This window comes from Dactylosporangium sp. CA-152071 (assembly GCF_050936335.1).
GTDB classification, from domain to species: Bacteria; Actinomycetota; Actinomycetes; order Mycobacteriales; family Micromonosporaceae; genus Dactylosporangium; species Dactylosporangium maewongense.
Map to the genome: position 1 here is coordinate 8,676,860 of NZ_JBNJMZ010000001.1, position 20,880 is coordinate 8,697,739.

19 protein-coding genes are annotated in these 20,880 nt (G+C 67.0%); 13 read left to right on the forward strand and 6 right to left on the reverse strand.

The window, feature by feature from the left end; translation table 11 throughout:
* Positions 1–606: 606 nt before the first annotated feature.
* From ACQEVZ_RS39225 to ACQEVZ_RS39285, 13 genes are all read left to right on the forward strand, one after another.
* Entirely contained in the window at positions 607–1,872 is a 1,266-nt protein-coding gene (locus ACQEVZ_RS39225; RefSeq protein WP_433376082.1) for an IS110 family transposase, read from the forward strand.
* 241 nt (positions 1,873–2,113) lie between these two features.
* Positions 2,114–3,550 carry an NF041680 family putative transposase gene (locus ACQEVZ_RS39230; protein WP_433376085.1) on the forward strand — a complete coding sequence of 479 codons (1,437 nt, stop codon included), beginning with the start codon at positions 2,114–2,116 and terminating at the stop codon, positions 3,548–3,550.
* A gap of 233 nt (positions 3,551–3,783) precedes the next feature.
* Positions 3,784–4,044, forward strand: coding sequence for a hypothetical protein (locus tag ACQEVZ_RS39235; RefSeq protein ID WP_433376088.1), 261 nt, complete (start codon positions 3,784–3,786; stop codon positions 4,042–4,044).
* Positions 4,045–4,605: 561 nt separating this feature from the next.
* Complete coding sequence (locus ACQEVZ_RS39240) at positions 4,606–5,436, forward strand: reverse transcriptase domain-containing protein (protein ID WP_433376091.1); 831 nt, start codon at positions 4,606–4,608, stop codon at positions 5,434–5,436.
* A 62-nt stretch (positions 5,437–5,498) separates the two neighbouring features.
* Positions 5,499–6,728: a site-specific integrase gene (locus ACQEVZ_RS39245; protein WP_433376094.1), complete on the forward strand. Its 1,230-nt coding sequence runs from the start codon at positions 5,499–5,501 to the stop codon at positions 6,726–6,728.
* The gene (locus ACQEVZ_RS39250) at positions 6,725–7,705 is read left to right on the forward strand and encodes a tyrosine-type recombinase/integrase (RefSeq protein ID WP_433376097.1); all 981 of its coding nucleotides are present in this window, start codon (positions 6,725–6,727) and stop codon (positions 7,703–7,705) included. The genes ACQEVZ_RS39245 and ACQEVZ_RS39250 overlap by 4 nt, the downstream gene beginning before the upstream one ends.
* Positions 7,695–7,994 carry a site-specific integrase gene (locus tag ACQEVZ_RS39255; RefSeq protein WP_433376100.1) on the forward strand — a complete coding sequence of 100 codons (300 nt, stop codon included), beginning with the start codon at positions 7,695–7,697 and terminating at the stop codon, positions 7,992–7,994. The genes ACQEVZ_RS39250 and ACQEVZ_RS39255 overlap by 11 nt, the downstream gene beginning before the upstream one ends.
* Positions 7,995–8,055: 61 nt before the next feature.
* Positions 8,056–8,367 (forward strand): transposase, encoded by a 312-nt coding sequence (locus tag ACQEVZ_RS39260; protein WP_433376103.1) that lies wholly within the window; start codon positions 8,056–8,058, stop codon positions 8,365–8,367.
* Positions 8,368–8,578: 211 nt separating this feature from the next.
* Positions 8,579–9,817: an IS110 family transposase gene (locus ACQEVZ_RS39265; RefSeq protein WP_433376106.1), complete on the forward strand. Its 1,239-nt coding sequence runs from the start codon at positions 8,579–8,581 to the stop codon at positions 9,815–9,817.
* 37 nt (positions 9,818–9,854) lie between these two features.
* On the forward strand, positions 9,855–10,493 hold the full coding sequence (locus tag ACQEVZ_RS39270; protein WP_433376109.1) for an IS3 family transposase: 639 nt from the start codon (positions 9,855–9,857) through the stop codon (positions 10,491–10,493).
* Between the two features lie 26 nt (positions 10,494–10,519).
* The gene (locus ACQEVZ_RS39275) at positions 10,520–11,938 is read left to right on the forward strand and encodes an IS30 family transposase (protein WP_433377241.1); all 1,419 of its coding nucleotides are present in this window, start codon (positions 10,520–10,522) and stop codon (positions 11,936–11,938) included.
* A 64-nt stretch (positions 11,939–12,002) separates the two neighbouring features.
* Positions 12,003–12,230: an integrase core domain-containing protein gene (locus ACQEVZ_RS39280; protein WP_433376112.1), complete on the forward strand. Its 228-nt coding sequence runs from the start codon at positions 12,003–12,005 to the stop codon at positions 12,228–12,230.
* Positions 12,231–12,275: 45 nt separating this feature from the next.
* Complete coding sequence (locus tag ACQEVZ_RS39285; RefSeq protein ID WP_433376115.1) at positions 12,276–12,974, forward strand: tyrosine-type recombinase/integrase; 699 nt, start codon at positions 12,276–12,278, stop codon at positions 12,972–12,974.
* A 16-nt stretch (positions 12,975–12,990) separates the two neighbouring features.
* Here the strand turns inward: ACQEVZ_RS39285 and ACQEVZ_RS39290 are convergent, their stop codons facing one another.
* The 6 genes from ACQEVZ_RS39290 to ACQEVZ_RS39315 form a co-directional block, all read right to left on the reverse strand.
* Positions 12,991–13,689 carry a reverse transcriptase domain-containing protein gene (locus ACQEVZ_RS39290; RefSeq protein WP_433376118.1) on the reverse strand — a complete coding sequence of 233 codons (699 nt, stop codon included), beginning with the start codon at positions 13,687–13,689 and terminating at the stop codon, positions 12,991–12,993.
* An 871-nt stretch (positions 13,690–14,560) separates the two neighbouring features.
* Complete coding sequence (locus tag ACQEVZ_RS39295; protein ID WP_433376121.1) at positions 14,561–15,130, reverse strand: RICIN domain-containing protein; 570 nt, start codon at positions 15,128–15,130, stop codon at positions 14,561–14,563.
* Positions 15,131–15,764: 634 nt separating this feature from the next.
* Positions 15,765–16,115 (reverse strand): hypothetical protein, encoded by a 351-nt coding sequence (locus ACQEVZ_RS39300; RefSeq protein WP_433376124.1) that lies wholly within the window; start codon positions 16,113–16,115, stop codon positions 15,765–15,767.
* Between the two features lie 18 nt (positions 16,116–16,133).
* Positions 16,134–17,585, reverse strand: coding sequence for an NF041680 family putative transposase (locus ACQEVZ_RS39305; protein WP_433359946.1), 1,452 nt, complete (start codon positions 17,583–17,585; stop codon positions 16,134–16,136).
* Positions 17,586–17,726: 141 nt separating this feature from the next.
* Positions 17,727–19,043: an ISAs1 family transposase gene (locus ACQEVZ_RS39310; protein ID WP_433376076.1), complete on the reverse strand. Its 1,317-nt coding sequence runs from the start codon at positions 19,041–19,043 to the stop codon at positions 17,727–17,729.
* A 205-nt stretch (positions 19,044–19,248) separates the two neighbouring features.
* On the reverse strand, positions 19,249–20,847 hold the full coding sequence (locus tag ACQEVZ_RS39315; protein ID WP_433371632.1) for an ISL3 family transposase: 1,599 nt from the start codon (positions 20,845–20,847) through the stop codon (positions 19,249–19,251).
* Positions 20,848–20,880: the final 33 nt, after the last annotated feature.

Sequence of the window (20,880 nt, forward strand, 5' to 3'; positions counted from 1 at the left end):
CTCTTCCTGGACAGTTGCGAGGAGAGATCATCAGCATGACGTCGAAGCCCCACGAGAACCCGGATCCGGACGCTCGACCCCAGCGGCGGACATTCACCGCAGAGTTCAAAGCGCGGATCCTGGCCGAGTACGACGCGGCGCCGGATGCGGCGGCTCGTGGGCGATCCTGCGCCGGGAACGGCTCTACGGGTCACACATTCTCGACTGGCGCAAGGCCCGGGATGCCGGAGCCGCGGCTGGCCTGACGGACCGGCGGCAATCGGCTGCGCGGGCAGCGAAGAAGGCCGAGAACGCCGAACTTGCCCGCCTTCAGCGGGAGAACGCTCGGCTGCAGGCCAAGCTGGCCAAGACCGAGACCGCCCTGTCGATCATGGGAAAAGTTCCTTCGCTGCTCTTTGAGCGGGCCCGTTCCGGGCTGAAAATGATCGCGGCCGCTCGCTGACGCCGTGTGCGCTTGGTCTTCGAGGCCGTGGAAAAGTCGGGTGTGGGGAGCTGCGTCATGGGCCCTTCATTGTTGCTTCGAGCACGCGGATCAGCTTCGCTTTCGTTTCCAGCAGCTCCCGCGGGCGGCCGCCCTGTGACCGTTCGGGTGGAAGGACCGCAGTGTTGGAGTCGAGCCAGGACAACGAGGAGATCATCGAGCGGGTCGCCGCGCTCGACATCGGCAAGGCCACCCTGGTGTGTTGCGTGCGCGTCCCAGGTCAAGGGCCTGGGGGCCGTCGGCGGCAGGAGGTGGCGACGTACTCCACGATGACGCGGTCGTTGCTGACGATGGTGGACCGGCTTCGGGAACTGGGCGTCACCCGGGTGGTGATGGAGTCGACCTCGGACTACTGGAAACCAGTGTTCTACCTGCTGGAAGCGGCTGGTGTGGATGCGTGGCTGGTCAATGCGAAGGACGTGAAGCATCTGCCCGGCCGTCCGAAGACCGACCGGCTGGACGCGGTGTGGTTGTGCAAGGTCGCTGAACGGCAGATGATCCGGCCGAGTTTCGTGCCACCGCCGCCGATCCGTGAGCTGCGGGACCTGACCCGCTACCGCGTCGATCTGATCGCCACCCGGACCGCGGAACGCAGCCGGGTCGAGAAACTTCTCGAAGACGCGCAGATCAAGCTGAGCGTGGTCGCCAGTGACATCTTCGGCACGTCCGGCCGGGACATGATGGCCGCGCTGATCGCCGGGACACGGGACCCGAAGGTGCTGGCGCAGATGGCCCGCAGCCGGCTGCGCCTGAAGCTCACCCAGCTGGAGGACGCGTTCGTCGGGCGGTTCAGCGAGCATCACGGGTTCCTGCTGGCCAAGATGCTGGCCCGCGTCGACGCAATCACCGCGGACATCGCTGAGGTGAACCAGCGTATCGAGGAACAGATCGGCTCGTTCCTCACTGCGGCGCAACGCCTGGACGAGGTCCCCGGCGTCGGACCGGCCACCGCCCACGTGATCATCGCCGAGGTCGGTGTGGACATGAGCAGGTTCCCCACGCCCGCGCATCTGGCCTCCTGGGCGCGGTTCGCTCCAGGAGTCAAGGAGTCAGCCGGTAAGAGCAAAGGCTCCGGCTCCACCGGTCACGGCAACTCCTACCTGGCCAGAGTCCTCGGCGAGGCCGCGGTCGCCGCCGGCAAGACCGACACCTTTCTGGGTGAACGGTATCGACGCATCGCCAGACGCCGCGGGAACCGGCGCGCCATCGTCGCTGTCGGCCGGTCCATCCTGACCATCGTCTGGCACCTGCTGTCCGACCCGGCCACCCGCTTCACCGACCTCGGAGCCGACTTCTACGACACCCGCGTCAACCCCGAACGCCGCAAACGCAACCACATCCGACAGCTCGAAGCCCTCGGCTACACCGTCACCCTCACCCAAGCCGACTAACCGATCCGGAGCCAAGAACCCATCCCGGCTCCGCCGGGATGCTGCCGCCTGCCCACGCACCCTTCATTTTCGGATCAGCGCACGCGCTCTTGGCTTGACTTTTAACCGGTTGCCCTGAGGATCTTCGATCGCTGGGGCGGTTTCGGTGTGTCGCAAGGACATGGGTACGGCCACCCGTGATCATTCGGAGTGCTGAAGCTTCGAAGGATGCGGGGTGGCCGTGGGACCTACTATGCCAGGTTTGCGGGCGGCGTCGGTGTCGGATCCGGCGGCGTGTCGTGAGGCGTTGGTCGGGTTTCGGTTGGCGTTGTACCGATGTTTCGGTCGGCGCGCGGATGCGTTGTTCGAGTTGGTTGACGCGGTGCTGACTGCTGATGGTCCGGTGTCGTCGCTGGTGGAGTTGTCGTTGGAGAAGGCGTTCCGGCGTGGTCATGGGGCGTTGTATGACGCGTTGGCGTGTGGCGAAGTGGATGTCGCGGCGTTGACGGCGCTGATCGCTGCCTCCTGGGAACCGGCCGATGACGGGCCGGTGAAAGTCGCGGTGGATGTGTCGGCGTGGCCTCGCCCGGACGCGGTCACGTCCGAGGGACTGTGTCACTGCTACACGTCGTGCCGGTGCGACGGCGCGCGCAAGACGATCCCTGGTTGGCCGTTCTCCTTCGCCGCGGGGCTGGAATGGGGCGCCTCGTCGTGGACGGCGTTGCTGGACGCGGTGCGGATCGGACCGCAGGACGACGCCACCGTGGTGACCGTTGCGCAGATCGGCGCTGTGGTCGCACGGCTGGCCGCGGCCGGTTCGCTGGCCGGGCGGCCGGCGCCGCTGTTCGTGTTCGACTCCGGCTACGACCTGACCCGGATCACCTATCTGGCCGCTGATCACGCTGTGCAGGTCCTCGGCCGGGTTCGCAGTGACCGGGTGTTCTACGCGCCGGCCCCGAAACGGCTGCGGGATGGGCGACCCGGCCGGCCGAGGCTGCACGGGAACCGTTTCGAGCTGTCCGAACCAGCGTCGCTGCCGCCGGCCGAGCAGCAACTGAGCGCACAGAGCCCGCGCTACGGTGCCGTCGCGGTCAGTGCCTGGCACGGGCTGCATCAGCGCCTGTGTAAACAGGCCGGTTGGACCGGGTTCGTCGGTCCGGTGCCGGTCGTGCCCGGGACGGTCATCCGAATCCAGGTCGAACGGCTGCCGGGCAACCGCGCACCGCAGGATCTGTGGCTGTGGCACACCGCCCCACCGGGCACGGTCTTCGACCTGGACCTGCTGTGGAAGGCCTACCTTCGCCGCTTCGATCTGGAGCACACGTTCCGGCTCCTCAAGGGCATGCTGGGCTGGACCGCCCCGCAGATCCGCACACCCGGACAGGGCCAGCGCTGGACCTGGCTGGTGCTGGCCGCCCACACCCAGCTGCGGCTGGCCAGAACCCTCACCATCGATCTGCGCCGCCGATGGGAGAAGACCACACCCATCCAGCGGCCGATGACACCGGGCCGGGTCCGTCGAGGTTTTCGTATGCTGCGTCGGCATCTGGGCACTCCAGCCAGAACACCGAAATCCACTACCGCCGGTCCCGGCCGCCCCGCAGGCACCACCAGGCCTCCCCGAACCCGTTACGACGTCGGCAAGAAGAAGTCCACAGTGGACAACAAGAAGACTAGAAAACGGCAGGTCAAGGGTTAAAAGTCAAGCTTGGAACTGCTCTCCGAGAGCGCGGATGCCGCGCCGACGCCGAACCCGTCCTCGCCGAGGCGCAGCAGGCGCTGAGCGAGGTCTGGGGCGTTGCGCCCGCCTGCCGGCTGACCGGCCTGTCCAGGGCGACGCTGTATCGGCGCCGCACCCCGCCCGCGCCGCCGAGGCCGCGCACGCCGCGTAAACCGCCGCCGTCGGCGCTGTCGGAGGCTGAGCGTGAGCAGGTGCTGCAGCTGCTGAACCAGCCCGAGTACGCCGTTCTGGCACCGGCGCAGGTGTGGGCCCGTGAGCTCGACGAGGGCCGCTGGTGGTGTTCGGAGTCCACGATGTACCGGATCCTGCGCGCGGCCGGGCAGACCGGCGAACGCCGGGCCCAGGCCACCCATCCGGCCCGCACCAAGCCCGAACTCGTGGCCGACGCGCCCAATCAGGTCTGGTCCTGGGACATCGAGCGCCACGAGGCGCCGCGAACCGAGTGGAGGTGAAAGGACTCCACCGCCGTTTCGTCGCAGCGGGACGGTGAAGCAGGGGGCAGCCTGATCCGGGAGACGCCGGGAAGGGCGGGAAGCAGCCCCGACAACGACGGGACGCGCTGGCACTACCGGACGGCGCGGGTCCGGCAAGCGAGACGGGAAGGTGGACGCGAGGAACCAGCGTTGTAAAGCCCCTCAAGGGCTACCGCCAGCTCGAACCCGGTGGATCCGGGCTGGATAGCGGCGCGTACCCGCCCTTCATGACGGGTGGGGAACTCCTGGATCGGTTGATGTCGCCGGTCGGGAGGCCACGGTGAAGGCCTGCGGCGTAGCCGTGGCGAGGCCGCAGGGGCATAGCTGGCCACCTCACCTGTTGATCGGTTCGTGGTGAACGTGGGAACCACCCCGAGGCTCCCGTCCGTGGCTTGTCGTCCAGACAGGCTGCGGCGGGTGAGCGCGTTGTCCGCCGATCGCCTGGGGTGGGGCGGAGGGCCGGTAGTAGTCCGGGGACGGGAAAGCCGTCCACATGGCGAAGCGGCCCAGCGGGTTCATGCATGTGAGGCACTGCAAGGGTTGGAGGCGCTGGTGAATACCGGTGAGCTGTGGCCGACGCCGGATGAGGCGTGGCCGCGGGTACGGCGGATGCAGACCAAGCTGCACCTTTGGGCGACCGAAGATCCCGGTCGCCGGTTTGATGATGTGTTCAACCTCGTGTGTCACCCGGACTTTCTCACCGTGGCGTGGGAACGGGTGAAGGGGAACAAGGGGGCACGCACGGCGGGAGTCGACGGGGTAGCCCCGTCGCTGGTCGCCGCAAGCCCGGACATCGTGGCCGCTTTCCTGGCCGACGCGCGGGAGCAGCTCAAGTCCCGCACGTTCAGCCCACTGCCGGTGCGGGAGCGCATGATTCCCAAGTCCGGTAGCGGGGGCAAGCTGAGGCGGCTCGGGATACCGTCCACGATGGACAGACTCGTGCAGGCTTCCCTCGTGCTGGTACTGGAGCCGATCTTCGAGGCGACGTTCAAGCCGTGCAGTTACGGCTTCCGCCCTCGACGACGGTGCCAGGACGCGATCGCTGAGATTCACCACTTCGGCTCCCAGGGCTACCACTGGGTGTTCGAAGCCGACATCACAGCATGCTTCGACGAGCTGTCACACTCCGTGATCCTAGAACGGGTGGGCAGACGCGTCGGGGATAAGCGTGTGCTGGCCCTGATCAAAGCCTTCCTCAAGGCGGGCATCATGGCCGAGACGGGCCAGGTCAGGGACTCCGTCACCGGCACGCCCCAGGGTTCATTATGTTCAGCTGAACATAACGACCCTTATGAACAGTGCTGGGTTATGCGCAGCGTCGGCCTGTCGGTCCTGGTCAGGGCGGAGCTGGGGGTCGAGCGCTGCGCATAACGCGCCGAGGATCTGATCAGGGTCGGCATGGTGCCGGCTCGCGTGATCGGAGGTCGGCTGTGATGACGGCTGTGTCTGCGCTGGTGTCGGGTTTGGACGCGGAGTTGCGGCGTCTGGGCTACAAGGACTCGACGTTGGTCTGGTATCGGGGCTGCTGGCGCCGGATGGAGAGGTTCTTCGCTGCCCGTGGCGTCGAGGAGTTCTTCCTGGACGTGGCGATGGCGTGGGTCGATGAGGCGTGTGGCTTCTTCGACAAGGAGCGGGCGGGCGCGCTCAAACCGAATGATATCTATCTGTTCAGGGTCGCGCAGATGCTGGGCGATTACGCGTTGCACGGGGCGGTGCTGCGCCGCTACTCCCGGTCCGTGGCCAAGCTGGACGGGGAGGGCGCCGACGCGGTCGTGCGGTTCCAGGCGTGGCTGCGCTCCGCTGACCGCGCCGTATCGACCGTGCGGGTGTATGCGACGGTGGCCGGGGAGTTCGTCGCGTTCGCCGGCACCCATGGCGGGCTGGCTCGTTGCGACGCCGCGACGCTCCAGGCGTTCGTCGCCACCCTCGCGGGATACCAGGTCAAGACTGTCGAGCAGAAACTGTGCGCGGTGCGGTCCTTCCTCCGGTTCGCCTGCGCCGGCGGCCTGGTCGACGCCGCTGTCCTGGAAGCGGTCCCGGCGGTGCGGTCCAGCAAGCGGGTCAGGGTCCCGTCGGTGTGGGATCCCGGCGACGTGGCCAGGATCCTGGACGCGATCGACCGGGGCAATCCGTGCGGGAAGCGGGACTACGCGATTATTGTGCTGATCGCCAGGCTCGGGCTGCGCGGCGTGGATGTCAGACGGCTGGAGTTCGCCGACTTCGACTGGCCGGGCAACCGGTTGAGCGTGGCGCAGGCCAAGACCGGGCACCGGGTGCAGTTGCCGTTGCTCAAAGAGGTCGGCTGGGCGGTGATCGACTACATCCGTCATGGTCGGCCGGTCTGCGACTACCCGCAGGTGTTCCTGCGGCACCACGCTCCGATCGGACCGTTCTCCGAGCAGGACCATCTGCATCAGATCCTGGTCAAGCACGCCCGGGCGGCGCACGTTGCGGTGAGTGAGCAACGCCGCCACGGCATGCACTCGCTGCGGCACACCCTGGCCACTCGGTTGATGGAGGACGGCACGCCGGTCGAGCAGATCGCCGACATCCTCGGTCACCGGTCGGTGCAGTCGACTGGCGTGTATTTGAAGTCGTCGCTGGGTCTGCTAGCCACGTGCGCCCTGGACCCGGACGCGCCGGTGCAGCAGGCGTCACGATGAGCGCCGACATCACCATGACCGACGCGATCACGGCGCTGGTCGCCCAGAAACGCGCCCTCGGCTACAAATACGCAGCCGAAGAACGGGTGCTGGCCCGGTTCGCCGCGTTCTGCCGCAGCGAGTTCCCCGGACTGGCCGCGCCCACCGAGGCTTCGGTCGAGGCGTGGCTCGCGGCCGCCCGGCGGCGCGCAGTCACGCCGGCGACCCTGCAGGGCCTGGCCGCGCCGGTGCGGGAGTTGGCCCGGTGGCTTCACCGCCAGGGCGTGCCGGCCTACGTCCTGCCCAAAGGTGCGCTGCCCAGACCCGGCCGTTACGTCCCGCACATCTACACCGATCAGGAACTGGCGGCCCTGTTCACCCAGACCGACCGCTGCAACTCCTGTTCCCAGGTCCCGTTCCGGCATCTGGTCATGCCAGTGCTGTTCCGCACGATCTACGCCTGCGGGCTGCGTGCCTCCGAAGCCCGCCTGCTGCGCGTCGACGACGTTGACATCACCACCGGCGTGCTGCAGATCCGCGACGCGAAGGGCGGCAAAGACCGGCAGGTGCCCGTCAGTGCGCCGCTGCGCGTGAGGCTCGCCGACTACCACGCCCACGTCGCCGGCCGCTCGGGCGCAGACTGGTTCTTCCCCGGCACGGCCGGAAAGCCGCTGACACTCGGGAACATCGACAAGAACTTCCGCCGATTTCTGTGGCAGGCCCGCATCTCTCATGGTGGTCGAGGCCACGGCCCCCGCGTCCACGATCTCCGCCATACCTTCGCGGTCAACAACCTGCGTTCCTGGTTCGCCCACGGCCAGGACGTCGGCGCGTTGCTGCCGGTCCTGCAAACCTACCTGGGCCATTCCTCGATCGCCGACACCGCCTACTACCTCAGGCTGACCGCCGAGTCCTACCCGGACGTCACCGCCCGAGTCCAGCAGGCCACCGGCGACGTCGTCCCGCCCCTCACCACAGGGCCGTGCCATGGCTACTGACTTCGCGGTCTTCCTGCGCCGCTTCCTCACCACGCACCTGGCCGGGATGCGCGGCTGCTCACCCAACACGGTCGCGTCCTACCGCGACACGTTCAAACTCCTGATCGCCTACTTGCGCGACGAAAGGTCAATCCCCGCAGCCAAGCTCACCCTCGATCACGTCGATGCCGCCGCTATCACCGGGTTCCTTGAATGGCTCGAGGCCAGCCGGCACAACAGCGCGTCGACGCGTAACCAGCGACTGGCCGCGATCAGCTCGTTCTGCACCTGGATGCAAACCGAGGACTGAAGTTCCACCTGCGGACCGGACACCCTGAAACCAGACAGTTGGTCTGGGGAAGGATGTCCTGGTGCCCCGTCCATCGAAGTACCCCGAGGAGTTCCGCCGGGATGCGGTCGAGTTGGTCCGCTCGTCGCCTGGCCGGACGATTCGTGAGATCGGCCGAGAGCTCGGCGTGAACCACGAGACCCTGCGCAACTGGGTGAACGTCGCCAAGCGGGCTGAGCAGGCCGGCGCGGGCGGCGGGGGCAGCTCCGAGCGCGGCGGGCAGGTCAGCGCGGATGAGCGGGAGGAGCTGCGCCGGTTGCGGAAGAAGGTCGCTGAGCTGGAGCTGGAGAAGGAGATTCTCCGTAAGGCGGCTCAGTATTTTGCGAAGGAGTAGTCCGGGCGCTGCGCGCCTCCCCGCGGGGAGAAAATGGTGGGCCGCCCGGCGACGTCGTTCCATCGTGGTGCTGCGCGCCCGAGAAGGAGTATGACGCTGGGTGCCCGCGTGACAGGCTCCCCGCAGTGTTGCTTCGAGCACGTGAGTCAGATTCTTCGGCCTGTCGGGTGCCCCTGGGCGGTTCGGATGATTCGCGAGTCGGAGGGTGCTGGTGGAGGTCATCGTTGTGCGATGCGCAGGCATCGATGTCGGTAAGCGTGATGTCAAGGCATGTATCCGGGTGCCGGACGCGCACGGCCGTTGGCGGGTCGAGGTGCGCACCTTCACAACGATGACCGGTGATCTGTTGCGGCTGCGGGACTGGCTGGCCGCTGAAGGAATCACCACCGTCGGGATGGAGGCCACCGGAGCGTATTGGAAGCCGCCGTACTACGCGTTGGAAGACGCGTTCGACGTCCAGTTGCTCAACGCAAGGCACCTGCACAACGTGCCGGGGCGCAAGACCGATGTGATCGACGCGGAGTGGATCTGCCGGATGGTGCAGCACGGTCTGGTCCGGCCAAGCTTCGTGCCGCCGGCGCCGATCCGGCAGTTGCGGGATTTGACCCGCTACCGCACCGAGGTCGTGCGGGAACGGGTGCGGGACATCGCGCGGTTGGAGAAGCTGCTGGAAGACGCCGGGATCAAGCTGTCCGCGGTGGTGGCGGATCTGCTCGGCAAGTCCGCCCGGGCGATGCTGGAAGCCATGATCGCGGGGCAACGTGACCCGCAGGTGCTGGCCGACATGGCGCTGCGACGCATGAAGTCCAAACGGGCGCAGCTGGTCGAGGCGCTGACCGGACGGTTCACCGACCACCACGCCTTCCTGGTCCGCGCGATGCTGGACCGCATCGACGCCGCGGCCCTGACCGTGGAGCGGATCTCGGCGCGGATCAGCGACCACATCACGCCGATGCGTCGTCAAGCCGACCTGCTCGCCACGATCCCCGGGATCAGCACCCGCATCGCCGAGGTGGTCATCGCCGAGATCGGTGTCACGATGTCGGTGTTCCCGTCGGCCGGCCATCTGGCCTCGTGGGCAGCGGTGTGTCCAGGTAACAACGAGTCCGCCGGCAAGCAACTGTCCGGCAAGACCCGCAACGGCAACGCCGCGCTGCGAGCCGCGCTCGGTGAGGCCGCGTTGGCGGTCACCCGCACCAAGGACACCTACCTCGCGGCCCGATACAAACGGGTGGCCTCCCGCCGCGGTAAGAAACGCGCGATCGTCGCGGTTCAGCACTCGATGCTGATCGCGATCTGGCACATGCTCACACACGACGTCGCCTACCACGACCTGGGCGCCAACTACTTCACCGAACGCGCCGGCACCGCCAGACAGACCCGACGACTCGTCACCCAACTCAACAACCTCGGCTACACCGTCCGCCTCGACCCCATCGCGGCAGCCTGAGCCGGTGGTCGCGGATATTTTCGAGTCAGATGGGTCGATGATCCACCGCTACCGGTTCATCTCCGGGCACCACGCCACCTATGGCGTCACGCGGCTGTGCCGCGTTCTGGCGGTCGGTCGCAGGCAGGGCTACTACGAGTGGGTCGCTGCCCAGCCCGCCCGTCAGGAGCGTGCTGAGGCCGAGGACGACCTCGCTGCCGAGATCCGCACCATCCACGGCGAGCACAAGGGCTCCTACGGCTCGCCGCGTGTGACGGACGAGCTGCGCCGGCGCGGCCGCCGGGTCAACCGTAAGCGCGTCGAGCGGATCATGCGGGAACGCCGCATCGTCGGCATCACCCGCCGCCGACGGCGGTCGCTGACCAAGCAGGACACGACCGCCGCGCCCGCGCCGGACCTGATCGGCCGCGACTTCACCTCGCCCGCTCCAGGGCACCGCCTCGTCGGCGACATCACCTACCTGCCCACCCAGGAAGGCTGGCTCTACCTGGCCACCACCATCGACCTGTTCAACCGCGAGGTCGTCGGCTACGCGATGGCCGAGCGCATGCGCGCCGACCTCGTGTGCGACGCGGTCGAGCTGGCCCACCGGCGCGGTCTGGTCAAGCCACGGGCCATCTTCCACTCCGACCGCGGCTCCCAGGGCGGTTTCAACCGGTCGTCGCAACACCTTTGATCACGGAGGTGTGCATGGGCCGGAACATGAAGTTGGAGCAGGTGCCGGAGGGGGCGCGGAGGCAGTGGGCGGCGGACCGGGCGCTGCGGGCGCCGATGCGGTCGCCGGGTCGGCCTGAGCCTTCGCGCGCGGTGCAGCGGCAGTTCTGGCGGCTGATCGCGACGGGGGTTACGACGGTCGAGGCGGCGCTTGCCGTTGGCGTGTCGTGGCCGGTTGGGGCGCGGTGGTTTCGTCACGCTGGCGGTATGCCGCCGATCAGCCTGGACGAGCCTTCGGGCCGCTATCTGTCCTTCGCCGAGCGCGAGGAGATCGCGCTGCTGCGGGCGCAGGGCACGGGTGTGCGGGAGATCGGCCGCAGGATCGGGCGCGATGCGGGGACGATCTCGCGTGAGTTGCGGCGCAACGCGGCGACCCGGGCCGGCAGGCAGGAGTATCGGGCCGTGGTGGCGCAGTGGAAGGCGCAGCAGGCGGCCAAGCGCCCGAAGACCGCCAAGCTGGTGTCCAATCCGCGGCTGCGCGAGTACGTGCAGGACCGACTGTCCGGGGCGGTGCGCCGGGCCGGTGGCGAGCTCGTGGCCGGGCCGACGGCTCGGGCCTGGAAGGGACGTAACAAGCCCCGCCGGGAAGACCGTCGTTGGGCCACAGCCTGGAGCCCGGAACAGATCAGCAACCGGTTGAAGCTGGACTTCCCGGATGATGAGTCCATGCGCATCTCGCATGAGGCGATCTACCAATCGCTGTTCATCCAGGGCCGGGGCGCGCTGAAGCGTGAACTGGTCGCGTGTCTGCGCACCGGCCGCGCGTTGCGGGTGCCGCGCGCCCGGGCCCGGCTACGCCGCGACGGTATGGTCACCCCTGAAGCGATGATCAGTCAGCGTCCGGCCGAGGTCGAGGACCGGGCCGTGCCGGGGCACTGGGAAGGTGACCTGATCATCGGGCTGGACAGGTCCGCGATCGGCACCCTCGTGGAACGGACCACCCGCTTCACCATGCTGCTGCACCTGCCCCGCATGGACGGTTGGGGCGTCGAAGCGCGGTCGAAGAACGGCCCGGCCCTGGCCGGGCACGGCGCTGAAGCCGTCCGGGAAGCGATCGCCGCGACGATCACCGCCCTGCCCGAGCAGTTGCGTCGCACGCTCACTTGGGATCGCGGCAAGGAACTCGCCCAGCACGCGAAGCTGACGATCGACACCGGCGTGCAGGTCTACTTCGCCGACCCGCACAGTCCGTGGCAGCGCGGCACGAACGAGAACACCAACGGGCTGCTGCGGCAGTACTTTCCCAAAGGTATGGACCTGGCCCGCTGGAACACCGGCGAACTCGAGGCGGTGGCGGCAACATTGAACAGCCGGCCACGCAAGGCACTCGGGTGGAGGACTCCCGGCGAAGCCCTCAACGACCTGTTATCGTCCACTCAGGACAGTGGTGTTGCAACGACTGGTTGAAACCGGTCAGTACACCTCGACCGAGTTCCGCACCACGCTCAAGTCGCTCCACATGAGAGGGTCGATGGGCCGCGTCGGATCGTGCTACGACAACGCCGTCGCCGAATCGTTCTTCGCGACCCTGAAAGCCGAGATCGGCACCCGGGTCTGGGCCACCCGGGCCGACGCGCGCCGAGCCGTGTTCGCGTACCTTGCCTATTACAACCGCAACCGTCTACATTCGACACTCAGCCACCGAACCCCGTACGAGGCCCGCGTCTGTTACGGTCAGACCACCGCCCTCGCGGCATGAAACCCCGGTGTCCGATCCTGGGGTGGAACTTCAGACCCAGCCCGGATGGCCTGCTACCAAGACATCCTCGCCATCCCCACCAAGAAGCAGGCCCGCCCGGGCGTCAACCACCTGACCGTCGGGCAGACCCGTCTGCTGCTCGCTCAACCCGACCGGTCCACCCACCGCGGCCGACGCGACGCGACCCTGCTCGCCACGCTCTACGACACCGCCGCCAGGGTCCAGGAAATCGCCGACCTCACCGTCCGCGACATCCGTCTCGAACCCCCCGCCATGGCCGCCCTGACCGGGAAAGGCCGCAAGACACGCCACGTCCCCCTGATAGGCAACACGACAGCGATCCTGGCCGCCTACCTGGCCGAACATCGCCTGGACCGACCCGGCCACGACGACCACCCGGTGTTCTTCAACCAGCACCGCAGCAAGCTCAGCCGTGGCGGCATCGCCTGGGTCATCAGCAAATACCTGGCCAGGACAGACAACCCGCAACTCGCCGGCGCCGACGTCAGCCCGCACACCCTGCGCCACAGCAAGGCCATGCACCTCTACGAAGCAGGCGTCCCCCTGCCCTACATCCGCGACATCCTCGGACACATCGACCTGTCCACCACCGAGATCTACGCCCGCGCCTCGACCGAAGCGAAACGCAAAGCCCTCGAAGCCGCCTACACCGACACAACCTCCGACGACCTGTCCGAATGGAACCAAGACCCCGGACTGCTCGACTGGCTCACCAACCTCTGACCCGAACACCCACGCGTTATGCGCAGCGCTCGACCCCCAGCTCCGCCCTGACCAGGACCGACAGGCCGACGCTGCGCATAACCCAGCACTGTTCATAAGGTTCATTATGTTCAGCTGAACATAACGACCCCTGCGGGGTACCCCGCTCCCGGTGGATCACGGTCCCGTCCGCAGTGACCATCGGCGCCGCCAGCCACCGCTTCACATACAAGATGATCCACGGCTGGTCGGTGTTGGCCTCCACGGCTTTGACCATGAGGTCCCACGAGACGCTGTCGAAGAACTTGGCGATGTCCATGTCCACCACCCAGTCCATCCGCCAGCAGCGTTCCTTGGTCCGCGCGACTGCTTGCAGCGCCGACCGGCCGGGACGATAGCCGTAGGAGTCCGGATGGAAGATCTGTTCCATCCGAGCTTCCAGCCTCGCCGCGACCACGGTCTGCGCCACCCGGTCCCCGACCGAAGGCACCCCCAGCGTTCTGGTACCCCCGACCTTGGGGATCTCCACCGCTTTGACCGGTGGGGGAAAGTAGCTCCCCGACGACATCCGATTCCAGATCTTGTACAGGTTGTTGTGAACATCCTGTTCAAAATCGCCGACCGACTGCCGGTCGATCCCAGCGGCACCCTTGTTGTCCCTGACCTTCTCCCACGCCCGCCAGACCTCCATCTTCGAGATCTCGAACGGCTTGCCTGGTGATTTCTGCTCGGCCACCCGACTCCTCCCCGACCCGGACCGGGCCTGGTTGATCGAATCTTCGAACCACGGATGACCTGGCCCCTTCGCTCCACCCCCACCGCGTCAAGCAGGAGCTTCTCCACTACTACGGGCCAGTCCGCCGGCGTTGCCGCATCGGTACTCAGTTCCTCCCGGAGCTACCGGTCTGGAACGCTCCCTCTCGCCGCCCGGTCAACCCCGGACAGCCGTATCGGCTTCGCCTTCCCACGTTCCACGTGAAAGCCGCAGATCGAGCTCACGCCGCCTATATGCCGGACACCGCCTGGCCAGTAAGTGGGTAACCGCCAGACTCATCCCGAAGCAGTTCAGATGCCCCGGTTTCGATGTCAACCATTTCCCTTTCGACACTTCACAGGCTGTGACGCAACGCCTTCCCGATCCCTGCCTGACGCTTGAACAGCGCCTTTTCCACCTCGCTCACCACGACGGTCTTCAGCCAACGCAGCAGGTGGCGGCTTGGAGCCTCCCCCCACAGGGCGGCTCCGAGGGGCCAAACCCTCATCTTCCACGCAGCACCGCCTCTGGAGGCACTGTCCACATAGGACCTCCATCAACGTTCGTGGCACACCTGAGCTGGCAAGATAGGACTTGCTGAGGGTCGCATCCATCGCGTGCAGGCCGCAGGAGTCGGCCAGCCGCATCACCGGTTCCAACCCCGCACACGACACCAGACTCGGATCATCGAACGATGCGCGCATCCGTGCCGCGCCCTGCGGTAACCTCACCTCGACGGTGCCCTCTCGAACTGAACGATAGAAGCCTCAAGAGCCTCTATCATTCCACCTCGCGGGGGCACCATCTCAGCCCGCCCGCCACACTCACGTCAATCGCATCGGCGGATCAGGGTTCAGTAGCCGAATCGCCATTTCTGAAACCCGCCACCGTTACACGGAATGATGTATTGGTGTCCGGCGTAGTTGCTATCCACGCACTTGCTATGCATGAACTGCCAGGTCATCTCAAACTGGTCGTACGAGCTTCCCTTGAGTCTCCACCAAGTCTTCGAGAGGTAGCCCCACGGGTTCGGGTTCGGGTCGCTGCAGTTGTCGAGAAAGAGCTGGGCGGCCCCTGACAGGTAGTCGTAGTAAGAGAGGCAGTACCCGGTCCCGATGTTCTTGAACTTCACCACGTGATGCTTGTCGCTGGACTGCCCGACCATAGTGAGACGCCACTTTTGATCGTTGTTGTTGAAATTGCACGGTTGTGTCGCTACCGCTGCAGATGTGTACGCCTGAATGCAGCGCCCAGTCTCCCAGTTGCGCAGAAAGTTGGGGTTTGCTGGCCCCGCGTACGCCGCCACTGGCACAGCCAGCGTTGCGGCGGTCAGCACCCCTAATGCGACAAGCATCCGCACCAGCCAGCGCCGCCGAGACGCTCCTGATCGCAGGCCGGCCGTCTTCTCCGGTGGATGGTTCACAAGATCTCCTTCGCACTCAACACACCGACAAGCGGCATACGTCAGTAGAACGGCCTGCCCGGCGGCTAGGTTCACGGCATCCAGAAAGGTGCGCCGGGGGACGCGGTGTGGACGCCTCCTGCCCCCTTCGCCGATCGGCGGCCACCCTCCTGCTCACCGCTCGCGGCAGCGAGCTGGAGCAGGAATTCGCTTTCGGCATGATGCGGCAGCTCTTCGAGACCGAGCTGCCCGGCACGGGGAGGCTCCGCTTGGCGGCCCGACGGCCTCGGCCGCAGCAGTACCAGGTTGCGGCAGGCGACCTGGCCGGAGATCGACCAGCATGCGATCGGTGAATCTTCCACGGAAGTGAGGCTGCTGTCGCACCGCTGCTGACTTACACGACCTGATGGTAGTCAGACGCAGCAGCACGAGGCGATGCCCCGCTTTGGAGGACTCGTCTGCTCACGACGACGCTGCTGGCCGTCGAACGGGATCGGCGGGTACCGACGCCAGGACGCGGGCATCGTCCTGCCATGACCAGGCCGTGCTGATCCTTCGATGGTCGGAATGCCGCAAATGATCAATGTGTTGCAGGGATTGCCTCATCTGGCCCATGGTTCTGGATGGTCAGATCGAGGCCGGAACTCGATCGTGATCAGAAGTGGAAGGGGTGGACTTGGGCCGGGCGAGCGGCCGCCTGCCGTATCCGATCGCGTAGGTAGGACCGGTACGCGGCTACCTTCTGTTCCACAAAAGCGCCACCGGCGATGGCCGGGTTGACGTTGGCGTCAAGGATGAACCACTGCCCACTGGTCCAGTGCTGGATAACGTTGATCCCGGCGACCTCACTGCCCATGAGTGCGGCTGCTTCAAGGGCCAGGGCCTGAGCTCTAGGGTCGAAGTCCTCGGGTTGCACCAGGGCGCAATCGCCGCCCTGGTGGCTGTCGTCGCTCACGGAATTCCCCGCACGGCCCCGGCGTTGTTCTTCTTTGTCGGTTTTGATCACGGTTTGTTAGCTTGAGTTTTATCCCTTGAGTGCCTGATTGTTGACTTTTGGTGTGTCCACTGTGGACTTCTTCTTGCCGACTGGGTAGCGGGTTCGCGGAGGCCGGGTGCTACCCACGGGACGGCCGGGACCAGGATTGGTGGTTTTCGGCCTACCGGCCGGAGTGCCCAGATGCCGGCGCAGGTTACGGAAACCCCGGCGGACCCGTCCAGGGGTCATCGACCGCCCCGCAGGGATCGTCTTCTCCCAGGGACGGCGTAGATCAGTCGTGAGGGTCTTCGCCAGCCGCAGCTGGGCGTGCGCGGCCAGGATCAGCCATGTCCAGCGTTCACCCTGCTCAGGAGTACGAATCTGCGGGGCGGTCCAGCCCAGGGTGGACTTGAGCAGCCGGAAGGTGTGTTCCACATCGAACCGGCGGAGGTAGGTCTTCCACAGCAGGTCCAGGTCAAAGACGGTGCCCGGTGGTGCGGTGTGCCACAGCCACAGGTCTTGCGGCGCCCGGTTGCCGGGCAGACGCTCGACCTGGATGCGGATCACGGTGCCAGCCACGACCGGTAGCACCCCCTCGAAGTCGGTCCAGCCGGCCTGTCTGGACAGTTTCTGGTGCAGCCCGTGCCACGCGCTGACCATCACCTCGCCGTATCGCGGGTTCTGCCCACGCAGCCGCTGATCGGGCGCCGGAAGCGCTGTCGGCTTGGACAGTTCGAACCGGCTGCCGTGCTTCCTGGGCCGGCCCGGCCGACCGTCCTTGCGTCGCTTGGGTGCCGGTGCGTAGAACACCCGGTCGCTGCGCACCCGACCCAGGACCTGCACACCCAGACCGTCGAGTCCGGCGAGATAGGTGATGCGGGTCAGGTCGTATCCGGAGTCGAACGTGAACACCGGCGCGGGCCGCCGCGCGAGCGTCCCGGCCTCCTCCAGACGGGCCAGCACATTGGCGATCTGGGCGACCGTCACCACCGTCACGTCGTCGTCCGGGCCGATACGCACCACGTCCAGCAGCGCGGTCCACGACGACGCACCCCACTCCAACCCGGCGGCGAAGGAGAACGGCCAGCCCGGAATCGTCTTGCGGGATCCGTCGCAACGGCAGGAGGTGTAGCAGTGACACAGCCCCGCAGAGGTCACCGCGTCCGGCCGTGGCCACGCCGAGGTATCCACCGCGATCTTCACCGGACCGTCGTCGGCGGGCTGCCACGACGACGCGATCAGCCCAGCCAGCTGTTCAACGTCGAGATCACCACAGGCCAGCGCGTCATACAACGCCCCGTGTCCACGCCGGAACACCTTCTCCTGCGACAGTTCCACCAGGGAGTCCACCGGACCATCAGCGGTCAACACCGCATCCACGAGCTCGAACAACGCGTCCGCGCGTCTGCTGAAGCACGCATACAATCCGGCTCGGAACGCGACCAATGCCGCACGACACACCGAGGCATCTGTTGCCACCACAGCCTGCAAACCTGGCATAGTAGGCCCCACGGCCACCCCGCATCCTTCGAAGCTTCAGCACTCCGAATGATCACGGGTGGCCGTACCCATATCCTTGCGACACACCGAAACGGCCCGGACGATCTTCTGATCGCCCGGGCCGTTGGTTAAATCTCAAGGTTAGATGCCGTAGACGGCGAAGGTGTCGGTGCGGTCGTGTAGGTCGCGGCGGGCGTGGGCGATGTTGGCGCGTCCGGCGAGGCGGAAGGTGTTCAGGGCCAGGTTGCGGAAGGTGGCCGCAGCGCGTGGTGCGGTGCCGGTTCTGAGCTGGGAGTCGTCCTCATGGAAGGTCACGTCCCGGGTCCGATGTAGACGGTCCTCGACAGTCCAGTGCCCTCTCGCGTAGTGGTTGAGGTGTGCCGGGGTGGCCTGCTCTGCGTCGAGGCTGACGATGCCGTGGATGATTTCTTTGCTGGTGCGTACGCCGTCGAGGCCGCCGGTGTCGCGGCGTAGCCGGAAGACTTGCCGGGCGCCGGGGAACACCGTGTCGTGGCAGGGTGCGACGCGTAGGGTCCGGCGTTCGGTACGTCCGTGTCCCCGATCGTCGGTGACGCTGGTGCGGTCGGCGAACTCGGTGTCGGTGCCGGATAGCAGCGCTTGCGCGGCCTGCAGCGCGAGGGGCTGGTTACCCTTCAGGATCAGCAGGTAGTGGGCGTTCAGCGGTCCGGTGATCAGCCGGGCGGTCTGCTTCGTCGTGTGCAGCGCGTCGAGGGTCAGCAGCATGCCGGCCACGTCCAGGGGTGCGAGCAGGTCGGGGATCACGGTGGTCTCGCCTCGCTTGTCGCCGACCTGGCGCTGACCCAGGATCACCCCGCGCTCGTGGGTGACCGCGGCGACCAGGAACACCTGCCCAGCTTCGGTGCGGGTGCCGTGCAAGAGCTTCCCGTCGATCGCGACCGCGGGCAGCAGCCCTGCCGGCGCCGGGTGGGTTACCGCCCGGACCGCGGCGCGGCGCTGCTCACGCTCGGCCGGTTCGTCAGCGGTGGCGGCAATCACCGGAGGCGGGGCGTCACCACGCACCACGTCGGCGGCGTAGCCGCAGGTCGCCGCATCCAGGGCGTCACCGTCCAGGCCGGCCAGGACCCGCCGGAAGGTGCGTTCGCTGGGCACCAGGTACCGGCCGGTCAGCGGGTTACGCCGAGCTCCGAGACGGTGCAGGACATCCTGCGGGGTCCGCGCCGCCCACTGCCGGATCGCCGTCACGCAGTCGTTGCCCGCCACCAGCGTCGCGCACGCGGTCAGGACCAGAACCACCAGCAGCGGATGGCGAAGCCCTCGTAACCGGCGCGGGTCCGGCACCTGCCGCAACCGCTGCACCAGCGGCGACGCCACCGACAACGGATCGACGCCGTCCCGGTCCGCGGCGAGTTCGGCCTCCCACAACGCCAGATCAGCAAGGTGGCCAACAACAGGGTCGATCAGGGAAGATGACGACACGAGCGCGACTCCACGGATGATCTTCAGGACTAGACACCCAAAAGATCATCAGAAGTCGCGCTCGTCCCACAACTCCCGCCCTGTCCGATCCTCAACACGGACAGAACACCTCAAGCCGGAACAACGCCGGGGCCGTGGAATTCCCCGGGGTTGAACTCACGTAATTCGGCTCTGGCACTCATTCGGTGATCGGCGGATGGGGATGTCAGTGCTGGGCGAGGATACGTTTGCGGAGCAGGTCGAGGTTGGCGCGGCCGTACATGGCGCGTTTGATGGCCTTGGCTCTGGTGACGGCGCCTTCGACTGCTCCTGAGCTGTGGGGCAGGGTGAGGCCGTTGGTGATGGCGTCCTGGTCGCGGCGCATGCCGATGGCGAGGGATCGCAGTGCGGGAAGGTCGTCGCCCTCGATCGTGGTGAGCCAGCGTTCGAGGTTGCCGCCTTGCCGTCCGGTCATCATGACGGCGAAGGCGCGCACGTATTCGGCGGTGCGGTCGAGTTCGGGGCAGCGGTCCCGGATCTGGCGAAGATAGGCGCGGTCGGCATCCGTGAGCCGGTCAGGTCTGGTCATGATCCATCGGGTCGCGTGGCGCGGCTTGATCGGGCGTGGCCCGGGTTGCGGGATGTGGTGGTGGCCGCGGAACTGGTGCAGGAAGCGTCGGACGGTCAGCTTGCCGCCGCGGTAGCCCTGCTCGAGCAGTTCCCGGAACAGCGCTGCGGCGTCGGTCTGGCCGTGGTTCCAGCGTTCGATCAGGTAGGCCTTGAACGGGTCGAGTTTGGTCACCCGGTGCGTGGCCTTGAACAGCAGCTCGTCGAGGCTTTCGGCGCGGGCGAACCGTCTGACCGTTCCCCGCTCCAGGTTGAGCTCCCGGCAGATCGCGCTGAGGGACTTGCCTTGGGCCAGCAGCGTCTGCACTGCGGCGTAGCGTTCCTGAGTTCGGGTGACCAGGCGCCGTTCGCGGCCGTGGACGTCACGGACGCCGTCAGGCGCAAGTGCGGTCTGCACGGGTGCCGGTTCGGGCTGCTCCTCGGCGGCGGGTTCGGGCGGGTGCAAGCAGGCCCGGTGGGCCAGTACCGTCTTCTCGACGGCCTCGCCGAGGTTGGCCCACAGGTGGTAGCGGTCGGCGACCTGGATCGCGTTCGGGGCGCCGGCTCGGGCGCCGATCGCGTAGTTGCCGCCGCGGTCGCGGCAGATGACACGCACGCCAGGATGCTGGCGCAGCCAGTCGGCGAACGCGTCCGCGCTGCGGTCGGGCAGCACGTCGATCGGCCGGTGCGTCGCCATATCGAGCAGGATGGTCGCGTAGTTCTGACCTTTCTTGATCGCGAAGTCGTCGACGCCAAGCACCTCCGGCGCCTGGACTGGGCGGTCTGGGATGCGGCGGATGATACGCAGCAACGTCATCCGGTTGACCGGGACTTCGAGCGCGTCGGTCATCCGCGCACCCGGCCGGCCGCCCAGCGCCAAAGCGATAGTCTCCAGGACGCCGCCGGCCAACTGGGTCCGACGTGCATACCGTGAAGCCAGGCCGCTCTGCTCGGCGAAGATCTTCCGGTCGCAGCTGGCATCGGTGCAGAAGAACCTGCGCACCATCAGCCGGATCAGCACCCGACGCCCAGCAATCGCCAGATCGGCCAACCGACGCCGATACCGGCTATGCACCCTCACAGACGTCCCGCGGCAGCTCGGGCACGATGCCGCCGACACAACGCACCGCGCCTCCACATGAACGCTCGACTCCGCCAACACAACCCGGTCCACCACAACGCCATGCAGATGCGGGAACAACGCGCCAACAAGCTCCACAAGGGAACGATCAAACCATCAAGATCAGTCGAT